This window comes from Paenibacillus sp. FSL L8-0641 (assembly GCF_038006265.1).
Taxonomy (GTDB): Bacteria; Bacillota; Bacilli; order Paenibacillales; family Paenibacillaceae; genus Paenibacillus; species Paenibacillus polymyxa_D.
The window spans coordinates 3031176-3045940 of record NZ_JBBOUW010000001.1 but is presented as its reverse complement, the minus strand read 5'-3'; the positions used below and the strand labels follow the sequence as shown (position 1 = coordinate 3045940).

Below are 14765 nucleotides of genomic sequence, written 5' to 3'. Positions count from 1 at the left end.
ACATAAAAAAAGCCAATACAAAAATGCCGCTTTACGCTGCATCCTGTACTGGCTTATCCGCGAGCGAGGAGACAAGGCTCCTTCCCGCTAATCCAACCGGTGTATGTGTTGTAGTTCTAGAGTAATGATAATGTGTCCGTCTCCATGGACGGAGGGGCAGACCTCCCAAGTATAAGTGAAGGGACTGCCGAGTGTTTTTTCGGCTTCGTTCATAAACTCCTTTTCCAGATAGGGACGAAGGACGTCCCAATATTCTCTGACCTTGTCCTCAGCCCCTTCATGAACGAGAATTTCGGACAAATTAGACAATGTACCTCGAATTTCTACCGTAATCCGGAGCGGCGAATCCAGTGAAACCTTGACGTTGTCCGGTCCTTTTCCCCGGTAGTGCTTGACAATACATACGGCCAACTTCCTGATGCGCTCACGGTATTCCAATTCGGTATTCAACATCTGGACACTCCGCTTCGAATCAAAATAAAGGCGTACTTGCCGCGCATGCCAGACAGCCTGTGTAGCTAGTTTAGAACAAGACGTAACCGTCCCGACCAAAGTGGTCTGCCCAGCACGGCGTATCACTCTTCTATGGTAGAACAGGTTGGCCCGGAAAGATGTGAAATTCATTACACTGAACCAAAATTTTACATGGATTAGCCCCCTCTTGAAGCAGCTTTACCTCTATGGTTTGTATGATGCTTCTCGTTCTATCGCATTGCTTGTACAGTTCTAATACAAAAGCAGTAGATGAATTTATCATTATTACTTTGAACGAAAATGCTAGTCGAACACCAGAAAATATAAATATGTTATCCAAAATAGGTGATATCGTACGTGATTCTGCAACTACCATGATATGTGTGGGATTGGAAGTGGTATTCGTGAACATCATCTTCAGGTTATGCGAATTCCGGAAGATTAGTTGCTAAGAGGAATACTGGGTACGCTAAATCATCAATCCAACGCTAATTTGTCTGTACACAAACCAACAGATCCTAAGCAGATCGCCCAAGTCATTGTCTGTTACAAACACCCGACGAACAGCGTTGGTTTTCAAGTCGAGACCCATAATAAAGTGGCAGCAAAGCAATTTATCGCACTGTACAATCGCTTTCATCATGGGGTAAAGTGCGGGTTCAAGATGTAGAATCTATGCGAAATTCAGTTGTAGAAGGGCAACTTAAAGGTCGCCAAATGAAGAAATTACTGCAACGTGTGGCTGAACATAAAGCCGCAAGTCAAGCCATGTATAAATAAAGAGAAGAGGTCCGTGCTAGAATGCATGGGCCTCTTCAAACCTTTAATAATTGATTTTATAAAACTTTACTGTTTAACCAGAACGGATAAATCGCCTTCAAAAACTTGCTCCTCTTTGTGGTTGAAAGTCGACAGCATTACAGTAACGAGTCCTGTTCCATTCCTCATCTCTTTTACTCCAATCACTTCAACGATGGTGTACAATTCGTCGCCTGGATATACTGGCTTAATAAATTTAATATTATTCATAGCAGTTCCAGCAATAACCTCATCACCGTAACTCCCTGTTTCAACCCAAAGCTTAAAAGAAACAGCTAATGTTTGAATTCCTGAAGCGATAATTCCATTAAACCTGCCTTTTAATGCTTTCTCTTCATCTAAATGCATATATTGCGGGTCAAACTCCCTTGCAAATCTGGTAATATCCTCTTGAGTTAATTTCAAAGACTTGGTTTTAAATACTTGTCCGATATAAAATTCATGAAACCGCATTATTACACCTCTTGATTAAATTATTTGCTTATTTATAGAGTAGCATAATATCACCAATCAAGTTAAACTGTCCGTTAGCTTAATGACGTATTGTCCGTCTACAAATTTATATTCACTGAACAATATTTCCCTTTAAAACTCGTAGCGTTATAGCAGCAAATTAATTTAAGATACAAGTATGAAAAGCCTCTGATAATTCAGGGGCTTATTTTGCGTCTTGAGGAGGTGACGAAATACATGGCAAAGATAAAATCCACATTGGATATACAACTGGATCTAACCAGATCGGTTCAAGAATTGACTGAGGTTATTTCTGCTGTAATTGCTTCACAGCCAGCACGCCGGAAAGAAATTCTTATAGGTTTGGATATTGCGGTAGGAAATGCATTAGCAGAGATACAGGCCCAAGAGGAAAAGAATCAAAAAGCAAATGATGATAGCTCAGGAAAAGTTTCCTGAACGGAGAGACGGGGGAAGAAGGTTGGATAAGTGGGAGTTTTTAAGTTCTGTACTGCTTTAGGAAGCAGCGCTGTGACGTATTTTTATGGTGGGTGGTCGGGAGTATTGGGGGTGTTACTTGCTCTGGTCATTATTGATTATGTGACCGGATTATTTGCCGCTGCCGTAGAAGGTAAGAAGGGTACCGGACCAGGTTTAAAAAGCAAGATTGGTCTTATCGGTATAGCTCGAAAGGTATTTATTTTTGCAATGGTAGCAGTATCCCATCTAATTGATGGAGTCTTAGGCGATTCGCACCTATTCCGAGATGCGGTCGCCTATTTTTATATGGAAAATGAGCTACGGTCCATTTTGGAGAATGGTGGCAGACTCGGCGTTCCTATCCCGCCTGTGATCCGACAGGCCGTAGAAGTTTTAAAAAGTAAAAGTGGTAAGGAAGGAGAGAAAGAGGATGCAACGACGAAACAGCCGTAATGCCCAAGGAATAGACGTATCCCGTTATCAAGGAAAGATTGATTGGAAGGCGGTTAAACCGACGGTATTTCATTTGCCTACATTAAAGCAAGTCAGGGGCAAGTTATGTTGACCCAACATTCATTACAAATGCAAAAAAAGCCAAGAAAGCAGGCGTGTTGTTGGGGGCCTATCATTTTTTAGATGCCACCAGTGTTGACACAGAGAAAGCGGATGCACGGCATTTTGCTGATGTGTAGGATCAGGTTGGAGGTGCCAAAGCGCTGGAGCTTCCTGCGGTGATGGACTACGAAAACAATCCTGGCAAGCTCTCCAAACACTTATTAGTGCTGTAGCATTAGCCTTTCTTTTGGAATTGGAGCGCCTGACAGGACGAAAGCCAATCATTTACACGGGTAGTGCCTTTGCCGCCAATTTTAACGCCTCATTGGGCGGTTACCCATTATGGATAGCCCGGTATAGTGACACTCGCGTCCCAAGCGACACAGTGACATGGAAACGTTGGGATATTTGGCAATACAGCGACAGCGGCAAGGTAGCTGGGATAAAAGGGAACGTGGACATGAATGAGTTTGACGGTACAGCGGACGAGCTGTGTAAGCGATTCAGCGCTGTTGTCCCTGCACAAGAGACAGAATCCGTTACACCCGGCATATTCTGCGTCAATGGCAAAGAAGCGGGGAGAGCACTTCTACATGGCTCCAGAACTTATGTACCGTTGCGGTCTTTGGCAGATGTATTGGGCTTTTCTTATCACTGGGACAACACCCGTAAGGAAGCGTATTTAAACAGAGCCAAGCTGCAAACTGTCCAACTTGTAGACGATACGGCTTATGTGCAACTCAAGCCAATTGCAGAAGCTTACGGGCAGTAGTGTCCTGGGATTCAAAAAATAAAATCGCATCGTTGAAAACGAAAGGGGAAAAGTAATCATGCAATCAATTATCGAAACTGTGCAACCTTACGTAAATACCATCTCCACAGCCGCTGTGGGTGTGCTTACAGCGTTTGTTTTAGGAGGTCTGAACAAAACTCAAAACTAAGGTTAACGTGTGGCTAGAAGCGCGTACTACGGCGGCACAGAGGGAAATAATCCATAAAATTGCTGGGGAGGGCTTTGCTTTTGCTCAAACAGCATTTAAAGAAGCTGGAGGAGAACGTAAGCTTCAGGAGGCTTTGCAGTATGCTTCACTTACTCTTTCCAGTCAAGGTATCGTAGTATCCCAAGTAGAGTTAAAATCCGCGATTGAGAAGGCATATCTGGAGTATAAGGCCAAAACAAAAGTGGCACTCGCTACTGACGCACAGCCAAACGAGGAGGCAACACGGGCAGCAGCTAAGGAAGCTGTATCGGGTCTTGCCGCGAAGCTTAATGATTTTTTGGCTCAGGCTACAGCAGAGGTATCATCCGGTCAGGTTCAGACAGCAACTGAGTCTATTCAAGAACCAACAGAATCAGTACAAGCGCCTGCTACGGAGCAAGACTAATACGGCTATAGTTACAAAGTAAACACTAAACAGATAAGGAAAGCCCGAAAGATAGCGTAAACTTGCTTCTTTCCGGCTTTTTGGCATGTTGCTAATCAGAGCAATTACTTGTTCAGCAGCATGAAGTTATTGATGAAACCCTCTTCTTGTATAAAGATGGGGGTTTGAATTTTCGATGTGAAATCATAATAATATACGCCGCGCCCTTCCTCCTCATTTTTCTCAGAGGCGCTACCCAAATAGTAGACACCCTTGCCGTCGGGGGACATATAGACAAATTGGCGGGATAAAATAGGCAACTTGATTTTGGTGCGTTTACCTGTTGCAATATCAATCAGACTATACTCTGGATTGCCACCATTAATGAATCGAGTGGTTATGAGGAGCAGCTTATCATTACTGCTGGACATCGATGATATTTCTTGATTTTTTAGTGTAATAACAGAACGCTCTTGCTTAGTGACGCTATTGATTTCTGTAACCTTGTTATCCGGTGGGATCATAATGGTCTGTGTTCGGTTTGAGATTTCTCTTTGTTCATCTTGCTCCTTAGCTGAATAATGTGAACTGTAAATTGCTTTTTTGGCTGGATTATAGGTTATAGACCAAGTTTGTTCTTCATGGTTTTTATCTTGGTTTTCATCATGCATAAATTTCATGGCGTGCGTTGTTTTATTGTAGAAAATAGTTTTAAGTATACGTTCTCCTTTTTTGACCGCAACCAGAACGAGTGGGCCATCTGGAGTAGTTGGTACGATACGATTGATGGCAAACAAATTATCGGTAAGCTGTTCGTTTTTTTTGGTATTCAAGTCATACGAAAATAACTGGTCTCCCTTATCACCAACACTGGCAGAGTAATAAATTTTGTGATCAGGCAAGGACACCACAGAAAGCGGGTACTGGGAGGTATAGGGGACGTCGGCCAGCTTGGTCACTTTCTTACTACTCAAGTCGTACGTCATTACACGCATAACCATGCCTTGATCTGTGTTCTTCCCATTCACATACTCTGTATAAGTCATGGATAGATACTGGCCTTTCCCGGCCGACACTACTTTTTCATTTGATTGGGCCTTTTTGGGTACAGATGATTCTGCTGGTGGGGTAAAAGAGGGAGAGCAGGATGACAATAAAGCTGGCACGAGCAGGGAAAGTATAAAGAATCTAAAAAATTTGTAGCTACTTGTTCTCAACACGAAGCATCCTTTCTGAGATAAGTGATGAATCAAACTGAAGATGATAACGAAAAGGGAAAGGATAGGACGCGAGATCCTATCCTTTTTTGGTATAAAGATCTTAAAAATCATAGGAATATCTTGCTGAAAATGAGACGTACGAATGCCATTCTAAACCTAACTTCTCTACACCCGTTTTCCAAATATCAATGACTGCATCTGGAAGACTCCCGTTATCAGCTTTATAAAAATTAGCTACGGCATTATTATCATAATTCCTTACCCGAATTTCTGTCCCGAAGTCGGGATTATCAATGGCTCCTTTTGTTGCACAGTCACCTCTTTGGAGTCTATTGGAATTTTCCCCATACGTGTCTGTGAAGTTTGTTCCTCTCCCTGTGCCTCGAACATAGCCACTAGATGTTCCGTTAATTTTAATTTCATTATCATGATCTCCATATGTATAAGTCCCAGGTGATTTGCGTGTACCGCGTGGTAATGCTTGAAGTGAAACATTATTAGTAGTAATCGCATTTTCTTTTTGATCAGGCAAGATAATATCTTTGATAAAACCTTCGCCATCATAAATTACTTTTAAACCAGGCTGAGGGTCAGGGTTATCAATATGATATACCGGTAGTGATTTGGTTGCTTCATCGATCTCTTTATCCTGTTGTTTTTCTTTTTCTAGCTCAGCCTGTTGTTCAGCAGTCAGTGGAGCAATAGCAGCTTTAGATTTTTGCTGTTCAGGTACCGGAGTTCCTTTTTCCAATACAACCATGTTATTGTTCTCATCGTATTGAATGATGGTACCCGCTAACATGCGGTCAGGGATTTTATCTCCTTTTTCGGCATTGGAGGTAGCTGGATAGGCGATCCCAAAAGAAATGAGTAGCGTTGCAGCTAGAAAAGCTTGTGGTAGAAATTTTACTTTCAAACAAAACGCCTACTTGAAATATTTGTAAATACAAAGCCAGCGTAAAGGAATATACTAATATTGTAAACCTTTTTATGGCATATATGAATATATTTAATATTTTTTAAGATGGGTATAGGCTGCGGAGAGTGTTCTTTACGTCATTTCATGCCACCGATTATGCCGAAGTTCTTTAATAAAATGCAAAAGAAATAAAGGTTATTGACAACTGTTAAATTATGGACAACAATAGAATGCAATAATATAAAAGTTTTGGAATTTCTGTATGAAGGGTGGATATGACATGAAGCATACACCTACGATTAGAGCAGAATTAGACGGATATTTAAAACAAAAAGGTTTGAGTCTATCGCAATTTGGGCAAGTTGCAGGCATGAATAGGGGGGCGCTAAGTGCCATTGTGACAGGAAACAAGCCTATGTCTGTTAACCAGCTTGATCTAATTACTGAGGCGATGGGTTTACCGGAAGGCCACTTTTACGACTTATTTATAGAAAACTACATCATCGACACGCCCCCGAATATGAGACGAATCGAGCCATTTTTGTATCGTTGTGCGGAGTTGGACAAGTTGGATGCGATCCGTCGAGTGGTAGGAGCCATCATGGACAATCTACTTTATTCGCCCAAACTGTTTGACATTGCAGAAACCCTATTCGCTCAAGGACGCCATGCTGCGGCGCTGCTGCTCTATGAGAGCGTAGCAGAAGCAGAGAAGTACCAACATTCTGAACGTCTGGCAGTCTGTCAATATCGAATATTTACGATTCAAATTGGAGATGATCAAAGTCGGAATATGAAGGCAGCTATACTGTTTGAGCCTTATGTCGAGCGTTTGGATGAAATAGACCAGCTTGACGCATTGAAGGATTTGGCAAACGTATATAGGTCATTACGTAAATGGGACAAGGTAGACGAAATGGCAAGGCAAATGAGAGCTAAAGCGGAAATCCAGTATAGTTTACAACACCAAGAAAAACGAAAGTTTCTAGATGATGAAAAGAGAACAAGAGGGCCGTTATTTGGATACATTGCTTATGCTGACCTGTTGTGTGCTAGTGTTTGTGAAGCTCAAGGCGATTATCAACAAGCTCTACAATATACATACGCCTATGCGGATTTAGACTGGGTTAAAGAGGATGACGAGGACACAAAACACTGGGTAAACCTGTTCAGTCACTGGGCGGTAGGAAATACTTACGTATATAAGCTGTTGTCAGGAGAAATAAGCCTGCTGAACGATTATGTTGAATATATTGCTACAACATCAGCCGCTAACGAGAATGAAAAGCTTTCAAAACTGCTGAATGTTATAATCGCAGCAAACCAGTTTAGCATAGATGTAGACGATATACTCAAACGATTTGAAACGCTAATTGCGACTTTTTCACAACAACCATCATCAGATGATATGTATACCCGACAAGTGATACCGGATTATATCGCGTGGTTTGGTTACGAGTTAGGTTTTTATTATTTATACCGAGGGAAGTACATTGATGGCTTTAAATATTTGATGAATGCAATGGTAAAGTCACATATAATAAATAATGAAACTTACTTTATAAACTGTATGGGGTTGTTTGTTCGTTTTCAAGCCCATGCAGTTCCTGAAACTAAAGCTGAGTATTTCAATTTTATTGAAAGGGTGTGGGAAAACAATGTTCAAAAAAATGGTACTTTTAGTCATCGCGGCTAGCTTTTTGTTTATTGTTACTATGCCGGACCAAGCCTTTAACCACCACCATAGTATTCAGCCTAACGTTACCATTGGAGGATTTTAAAGAAAAAGCTCTGCTAACCTTATGGTTGGCAGAGCTTTCTTCAGTGTAGGAATTACCACACGATTTACTCGAATACTATTTCTGAAGTGATCAGCATGAACTATACATATAGAGTGTCAAAGTCGGATATAGAACTTTTTGCAGATGCGTTAGGCCAGGTAAGAGTATATGTAGTATAGCCGTTGAGCGATGAGTTGATAACGGTCGTTGACTACGGCGGAGTAGTGGAAAAGTTTTCGCCTGATGCAATTAAGATTAACGAGTCGTATTTCTTTCGTAAGCAGTTTGAATTTAGAGTAGATCTTAAAGAACCTACCAAATTGTAATCGGTAGCCTTAAAGGTAGACCATAACAAAAAATAGGAGAGGAAAAGGATGAAGAAAAGAATATTTCTGTTCTCGATTTTATCTTTAGCTATAGCAACTACGGTAGGTGCTGCTTCAGCTTCACCAAGTATAACTAGCAAAAACACCATAATTAATCAAAGATCGGGGGGAAGCGCAACTGTAAAAGAATCCTTTAGTGTCCCTAAAGGATGGGGTCATGTTAAACTTCGTATGAAGAATCACTCTGATCATCCAGTAAAGGTAAGTTTAACTCACAGCGGTTCAAACAAACTATATATTGAAGGATTAGTAATCGCTCCTCACGACACAGTGACTTGGAAATCTACTGACCAAGGTTTCAGCGACGGTTTGCGTTCTGGAGACTACATACTTCAGTGGAGAGGCAGCGACTATAAAGTTAATGGGGAAACATGGGGGGGAGCTGATTCACAGCCTGGAAATCTCTAAGTTATCCTAGCTATACAACTGTCCTTCTAGCCGTTTGGTGAGGAGGGCTAATTATGCGTTTGTTCAAGCCAACAAGTGAATTAATCCCCTTAATTGTTCGGTAGAGCTTTTTTTCATTGATCAGTTTGAATTTAGAGTGGATGTGAATAAGGACTCCGCTGGTATGTAACCAGTATGGAGTCCTTTGGTGTTTATTATTTAGTTGAATACTCACTTACTTCAACGTAAGGATTTTGTTGAATATTACGTAGTCTTTACGGTTGCTGAATGGTCCCTTGTTGTTATTGTGCTTATCAATGGCAAAGAATGAAGGACCTCTACCAGTATCCTTTGCGTCATACCAAGCGGTGAAAGCATTCAATTCTTTTTTACTCAGATCGAATTCTTTATCAAACCCATTACCCATGGTTACAGTAAGAATAGCGCGGTCACCAGTTGCTTGAGAGGCCTTATCTGTATCGGACGAACCAGGTGTTGTAGACGGATCTGGTGTTGGTGTTACCGGCAAATTATTGTACATCTCGAAGGCTCCAAGTGAAAATAGAGAATTACCAGTATTACTAGTGATGTTCAAACGGTATTTTTTATATTTTGTTTCATTGGTAAATGAAATTCTTTTTTCTCTTTTTCTTTCCAGTTAGTAATATTTTTTTGTGTATCGAGAATGACCCGTGAAACACCGTCCGACCCTTCGAACATCCAATCTTTTGGCGATTCGGTTAAACTAGATCTACGTGGAGCCAACACATATTTGTTGACAACTACAGGACTTTCAAATTCATAAGCAATCCAGCGTGGATACTTCGCCACGCCTCATAATATAGTATTGAGAAGATTTAATATAATTCCAAGTAATAACAGGGGAGTAGGATCGATCTTGGGTAAGTCATCAGTTAGATAAATATGCAAATATTTAGATTGTATTTATAGATTGGCAGGTTTATGTTTAGACACATTTCGAGGAATATACTTCCAAATATATACAGTAAAATAATGAAGCCTCTGTCACTCCACAAGGAGGAGGTCAAACTGACCCTGAGCAACTCTCAGGTAATCGCGCAATCATGGTATTGACCATGACTACCGGTTTGGACAAGGAATTTGACTTAAGCATGAAAGAGGTCAATGACTTTATCGCTTGGTTGAGAGCAGACAGGCTGGTACTGGATTGACTAAGCATTTTTTGTTAAGAAGCCCTTCCTTTAATCAAGACCTCGCATAGCCTATGGAGTATAGTACCCTAAAATAAAGGAGGCGTTACGTGTGGGGGAAATGAAAAGAGACTACGCGGGAATCACCGGAAGAGTTTGGACGTCGATAGCTGCTGTCTTGGCACTGTTCATTTTGCTGGTAATCATCTTGAAATTAATTCATTTATAAAGATTCTTAAGCTCCACCAGCAGCCACATTAGCTCCTGAGGAATGTATAAGGTTCGCCGTTCGACCCGTCCCCGACCTTAAAGAAGTTGGTGAAACAACAACGTTTTGAAAACAACAGAATGACCTTCAGCCGCTTTTCCGGAGTGGGTAGGGGAATAACCCCTTAACGACGCCTGATCCACGCCGGAGCGGCTGAAATAAGTGGACTGTTTTTACTATTAAGAGCTGATAGAAATCAGTGCAAGGAACCGCCTATATTCACCTCATCTATTCTTATAGCCTTAACCTATCACTTCTATAGATATCATATCTTAGACCAATCAGACATCCCGTGGTATATTGTTGACATTCAAGAGAGAGCCGCTCAGCTTCTCTCCACTAGGTTCGAAAAACACAGGGGTGAATAATGATGAGTAAAAAGACTATGTTCGAGAAAATTTGGGATAACCATGTCATCTATCAGGAAGCAGGTAAGCCGAGTATTTTGTACATCGATCTTCACCTCGTACATGAGGTAACATCGCCACAGGCGTTTGAGGGATTACGTCTTAGCGGCCGTCAGGTACGTCGTCCAGAGCTTACGTTTGCAACGATGGATCATAACGTACCGACTAAGGACCGTTACAATATTACGGACCCGATTTCCAAGCAGCAAATTGATACATTAACTCAAAATTGCCGTGATTTCGGTGTCACACTGTATGATTTGGATACGGTGGATCAGGGTGTCGTTCACGTTATGGGGCCTGAACTTGGTCTGACTCATCCGGGCAAAACGATTGTTTGTGGTGATAGCCATACTTCCACACATGGGGCGTTCGGAGCACTCGCTTTTGGTATCGGAACCAGTGAGGTAGAGCACGTAATGGCAACACAATGTCTCCAGCAAGCCAAAGCCAAAACGATGGAAGTTCGCTTTGTAGGTACCCGCAAACCTGGTGTGACAGCAAAAGACATGATTTTGGGTGTCATCGCCAAATACGGTACAGATTTCGCTACAGGCTATGTTATTGAGTATACAGGTGAATCTATTCGCGAATTGAGCATGGAAGAGCGCATGACTGTGTGTAACATGTCCATAGAAGGCGGAGCCAGGGCAGGAATGATTGCACCGGACGAAACCACCTTCAACTACTTGCGTGGACGTCAACATGTAGCACAAGGAGACGCTTTCGAGCAAGCGGTTGCTGAGTGGAAAGAGCTTGTCACAGATGAAGGCGCTGAGTTTGATGTTGTGCTGGAGTTTGACGTAGATGCTTTGATTCCTCAAGTAACCTGGGGCACCAGCCCGGGAATGGGTACAGATATTTCTTCAACCGTACCGATTCCGGCAGAACTGCCAACCGAAAATGAACGTAAAGCAGCTGAAAAAGCGCTTGAATATATGGATTTGAAGCCAGGTACTCCGATCACGGATATTGCGATTGATTATGTGTTTATCGGCTCCTGCACCAATGGGCGGATTGAAGATTTGCGTGCAGCCGCTGAGGTTGCCAAAGGTTACAAGGTTTCTGACAAAGTAACGGCCATCGTCGTACCAGGTTCGGGACGTGTGAAAATTCAGGCTGAAGAAGAAGGACTGGACATCATTTTTAAAGAAGCAGGATTTGAGTGGCGTGAAGCAGGATGCAGTATGTGTCTTGCGATGAATCCAGACGTGCTGCAACCGGGACAGCGTTGTGCTTCGACTTCTAATCGTAACTTTGAAGGTCGTCAGGGACGCGGAGGACGGACTCATCTGGTATCTCCAGCAATGGCAGCCGCTGCGGCGATTCATGGGCATTTTGTTGATGTACGGGATTGGAAATTCAAGCAGGAAGAAGTAGTCCGCTAGGATACAGAGGAGGAATTACGATGCAAGCTTTTACAACATTAAAAGGAATTGTAGCACCTGTGGATCGGGTGAACGTGGACACAGACGCTATTATTCCTAAGCAGTTTTTGAAACGAATTGAGCGTACGGGCTTTGGACAGTTTCTGTTCTACGAGTGGCGGTTTGATGAAGAAGGCAATATCAATCCTGAATTTGAACCGAACAAGCCTCGTTATGCAGGGGCGTCTGTGCTGATCTCTCGCGCTAACTTTGGCTGTGGCTCCTCACGTGAGCATGCACCGTGGGCGATTATGGACTATGGGTTTCGTTGCGTAATTGCTCCGTCTTATGCAGATATCTTCTATAATAACTGTTTTAAAAACGGTATATTGCCGATCAAGCTGTCTGAAGAGCAAGTAGAGGAATTGTTCCAGCGTACGGCGCAGCATGATAACTACCAACTGAACGTAGACCTGAATGAAAAAACAATCACAGACGACTATGGTCTGAAAATTGAATTCGATCTGGATGAACATCGCCGTCAGTTCCTGCTGCAAGGCTTGGACGATATTGGACTGACACTCCAGCATGAATCTGAAATTCTGGCGTATGAACAAAGACGCGCTGCGAAACAAGGCGCATAATCATAATTCCCAGTTTAGGTTCAATACGAAGCCATATAGCTTGCTCATTTGTTAGACAGAAAGCCCGTACTGGCAATCCTTTTGCCTGCGGGCTTTTATCATGCTCAAAAAATAAATTGGAAAATAAGGGGTTGACGGTTCGACTCAGCATGGTATTGTAAATGTAAAATGGTTGAAGGACTGTGTCTGTGAGAAACACCAAAAAATACATATATAAGTTAGGGGAATGAGGATGAAGAAATATGGTTGGGTGATACTAGCGGCTATCTTGATTTGGTTGTGGCCGTCCTCCCCTCATGTGAACGCGGCTGGAGCAGATTTGTTTTTAGATGGCAAAAGGGTGGAAGCGCCTGCAGATGCCAAGCCTGAAATGGTCAATGGAAAAATCATGGTACCGCTAAGGGTGGTTGGGGAGCAGCTTGGATATCAATTCAAGTGGGAACCACAATCCTATAAAATCTCAATTCAAAAAAATAGTACCGATATGTCTATGTATGTAGGCCGTACATCGGCTGATGTGAATGGAAAAACAGTTAGTCTGGATGCACCTCCTGTGCTTCGGGGCAGCTCAACCATGGTTCCATTACGTTTTGTTGGGGAGCAAATGGGACTAAAAGTAGATTGGAATAATAAAAGTAAATCCGTAAATCTCAGTCAAAAGGCTGCAACTCAACAAGCAAATAAACAGTCACAATCCCAACCATCGTCGCAAACGTCAACACGGAGTACAACAAGCACCAATAAAACGTCTTCAGCAACAGCGACGACAATAAACCCAGTTGAAGCAGATAAGCATACTGAAGCTGCATCTTCACCAACCAAGCAGCAAAATACAGAACAGACCGCAGCAAATGCGTTGGTTGTAAAAAATATTACTTTTGAGGGTGAAACGTTAAAGATTTCTCTGAATAAAGATGTTACCCCTAAAGTATCCAAAATGACGGGGAATGATCGTATTGTTGTAGATTTACCCGGGGCTTCACTGGCGACTGATTTTCTTCAGCCGTTCCCGATTCGCACCGATGGCACGCGGGCGTTGACGAATAGTGACAGTGAGGATGTGCAGGAAATTAGATTTGCTCCCGCAGATGGACGAGATGGGGGCGTACGCATTGTCATTGCTTTAAATCAGACACGTGATTACGATCTTTCAACCAATGGCCTAGGTGATATCACCCTTCAATTGCGTGAGCGTAGTGTGAATTCAGCAGTGGTAACACCAACGAATGTCGAAGGACGGCGAATCGTCGTAATTGATCCCGGACATGGTGGCAAGGACCCTGGGGCAGGTAGTGTGACTGGGCGACATGAAAAGGAATTTGCATTGGCGGTAGCGTTAAAGGTCGAGCAGCTTCTGCAAAATGATCCCGATATTCAAATCATATTGACTCGTAATGGAGATACGTATCCCACGCTGGATGAACGACCACAGCTCGCTAATAATCAGCAGGCTAGCGTGTTTGTTTCCATTCATGGTAACAGTATGCCAGCTTCTAATAACGGAAAAGCTAATGGGTCAGAAACCTATTATGCACGTCAGGAAAGTTTGAGCCTGGCCACGATCATGCACAAGCATCTTGTAGCAGCAACCGAGTTCAAGGATAACGGCATTAAAGTGGCAAACCATGTGGTGACGAGAAAATCACAAATGCCTGCAGTATTGCTGGAGTGTGGCTACCTTAGTAATATATCTAATGAAGCAGCCATGTTCACAGAAGAAACACAAGAGAAGATCGCTGAAGGTATTGTCGATGGGTTGAAGGAGTATCTCGGAACAGCAGGCACAGGAGCAACGGAACCACTTAACTAAGTGAGGTTTACAATAAAAGCTACTTTCCACCTTTTTAATGAAAATTCATGGGGGTGAAAAGTAGCTTTTTTAGTTTTTTCGGCTGTGACTTTTGACGGAAAGCGAATGATCTATATTTTTAGTCAAAATTCGACAAAAATAGTTCTTTGGCACGTATATTTCTGTTATGATGGAATATATTCGCAACTTTTGGTGTGAGATAACGTCTAAAAGGTTGTCTGATATTACATAAGCGCGTATATCAGGTCGCCGCACCGG

The 14765-nt window shown here is 42.5% G+C and carries 13 protein-coding genes and 3 pseudogenes; 10 read left to right on the top strand and 6 right to left on the bottom strand.

What is annotated here, in order from left to right; genetic code table 11:
* Positions 1-87 precede the first annotated feature (87 nt).
* The gene (locus tag MKY16_RS13525) at positions 88-453 is read right to left on the bottom strand and encodes a hypothetical protein (RefSeq protein ID WP_013310644.1); all 366 of its coding nucleotides are present in this window, start codon (positions 451-453) and stop codon (positions 88-90) included.
* Between the two features lie 867 nt (positions 454-1320).
* Positions 1321-1746, bottom strand: coding sequence for a MaoC family dehydratase (locus MKY16_RS13520; protein ID WP_029517401.1), 426 nt, complete (start codon positions 1744-1746; stop codon positions 1321-1323).
* Between the two features lie 237 nt (positions 1747-1983).
* On the opposite strand from MKY16_RS13520, the gene MKY16_RS13515 reads away from it, so the two are divergent.
* From MKY16_RS13515 to MKY16_RS13500, 4 genes and pseudogenes are all read left to right on the top strand, one after another.
* Positions 1984-2205, top strand: a complete 222-nt coding sequence (locus tag MKY16_RS13515) for a hypothetical protein (RefSeq protein ID WP_165146841.1) — start codon at positions 1984-1986, stop codon at positions 2203-2205.
* A 72-nt stretch (positions 2206-2277) separates the two neighbouring features.
* A complete protein-coding gene (locus MKY16_RS13510; RefSeq protein WP_238794824.1) occupies positions 2278-2679 on the top strand; it encodes a phage holin family protein in 402 nt (133 codons plus the stop codon).
* Positions 2657-3289: pseudogene (locus MKY16_RS13505) on the top strand (glycoside hydrolase family 25 protein); the annotation flags it as partial. The gene MKY16_RS13510 and the pseudogene MKY16_RS13505, both read left to right, overlap by 23 nt.
* 440 nt (positions 3290-3729) lie before the next feature.
* Positions 3730-4167 carry a phage holin, LLH family gene (locus tag MKY16_RS13500; protein WP_069010183.1) on the top strand — a complete coding sequence of 146 codons (438 nt, stop codon included), beginning with the start codon at positions 3730-3732 and terminating at the stop codon, positions 4165-4167.
* A gap of 104 nt (positions 4168-4271) precedes the next feature.
* Here MKY16_RS13500 and MKY16_RS13495 read toward each other — a convergent pair whose 3' ends face one another.
* Positions 4272-5363 (bottom strand): hypothetical protein, encoded by a 1092-nt coding sequence (locus MKY16_RS13495; RefSeq protein ID WP_340955723.1) that lies wholly within the window; start codon positions 5361-5363, stop codon positions 4272-4274.
* A 103-nt stretch (positions 5364-5466) separates the two neighbouring features.
* Complete coding sequence (locus MKY16_RS13490) at positions 5467-6282, bottom strand: hypothetical protein (protein WP_340955721.1); 816 nt, start codon at positions 6280-6282, stop codon at positions 5467-5469.
* Between the two features lie 283 nt (positions 6283-6565).
* On the opposite strand from MKY16_RS13490, the gene MKY16_RS13485 reads away from it, so the two are divergent.
* Both MKY16_RS13485 and MKY16_RS13480 read left to right on the top strand, forming a co-directional pair.
* Positions 6566-7981 (top strand): helix-turn-helix domain-containing protein, encoded by a 1416-nt coding sequence (locus MKY16_RS13485; protein ID WP_340955718.1) that lies wholly within the window; start codon positions 6566-6568, stop codon positions 7979-7981.
* A gap of 459 nt (positions 7982-8440) precedes the next feature.
* Entirely contained in the window at positions 8441-8860 is a 420-nt protein-coding gene (locus MKY16_RS13480) for a hypothetical protein (protein WP_340955713.1), read from the top strand.
* A 194-nt stretch (positions 8861-9054) separates the two neighbouring features.
* Here the strand turns inward: MKY16_RS13480 and MKY16_RS13475 are convergent.
* Positions 9055-9353: pseudogene (locus tag MKY16_RS13475) on the bottom strand (SPRY domain-containing protein); the annotation flags it as partial.
* A gap of 77 nt (positions 9354-9430) precedes the next feature.
* Complete coding sequence (locus MKY16_RS13470; protein ID WP_029514978.1) at positions 9431-9670, bottom strand: hypothetical protein; 240 nt, start codon at positions 9668-9670, stop codon at positions 9431-9433.
* Between the two features lie 239 nt (positions 9671-9909).
* Between MKY16_RS13470 and MKY16_RS13465 the strand changes: the two are divergent.
* From MKY16_RS13465 to MKY16_RS13450, 4 genes and pseudogenes are all read left to right on the top strand, one after another.
* A pseudogene (locus MKY16_RS13465) lies at positions 9910-10028 on the top strand (fibronectin type III domain-containing protein); the annotation flags it as partial.
* 621 nt (positions 10029-10649) lie between these two features.
* Positions 10650-12074 (top strand): 3-isopropylmalate dehydratase large subunit, encoded by a 1425-nt coding sequence (gene leuC, locus MKY16_RS13460; RefSeq protein WP_029514977.1) that lies wholly within the window; start codon positions 10650-10652, stop codon positions 12072-12074.
* 20 nt (positions 12075-12094) lie between these two features.
* Positions 12095-12697, top strand: coding sequence for a 3-isopropylmalate dehydratase small subunit (gene leuD / locus MKY16_RS13455; RefSeq protein WP_029514975.1), 603 nt, complete (start codon positions 12095-12097; stop codon positions 12695-12697).
* 232 nt (positions 12698-12929) lie between these two features.
* Positions 12930-14507, top strand: coding sequence for an N-acetylmuramoyl-L-alanine amidase family protein (locus MKY16_RS13450; protein ID WP_069010660.1), 1578 nt, complete (start codon positions 12930-12932; stop codon positions 14505-14507).
* The last annotated feature ends 258 nt before the right edge of the window (positions 14508-14765 follow it).

Excerpts from the sequence above, each read along its gene's own strand:
- MKY16_RS13520 (WP_029517401.1), bottom strand. The coding sequence starts at position 1,746 with ATGCGGTTTCATGAATTTTATATCGGACAAGTATTTAAAACCAAGTCT.
- MKY16_RS13485 (WP_340955718.1), top strand. The coding sequence starts at position 6,566 with ATGAAGCATACACCTACGATTAGAGCAGAATTAGACGGATATTTAAAA.
- leuD (WP_029514975.1), top strand. The coding sequence starts at position 12,095 with ATGCAAGCTTTTACAACATTAAAAGGAATTGTAGCACCTGTGGATCGG.
- MKY16_RS13480 (WP_340955713.1), top strand. The coding sequence starts at position 8,441 with ATGAAGAAAAGAATATTTCTGTTCTCGATTTTATCTTTAGCTATAGCA.
- MKY16_RS13450 (WP_069010660.1), top strand. The coding sequence starts at position 12,930 with ATGAAGAAATATGGTTGGGTGATACTAGCGGCTATCTTGATTTGGTTG.
- MKY16_RS13515 (WP_165146841.1), top strand. The coding sequence starts at position 1,984 with ATGGCAAAGATAAAATCCACATTGGATATACAACTGGATCTAACCAGA.
- leuC (WP_029514977.1), top strand. The coding sequence starts at position 10,650 with ATGAGTAAAAAGACTATGTTCGAGAAAATTTGGGATAACCATGTCATC.
- MKY16_RS13525 (WP_013310644.1), bottom strand. The coding sequence starts at position 453 with ATGTTGAATACCGAATTGGAATACCGTGAGCGCATCAGGAAGTTGGCC.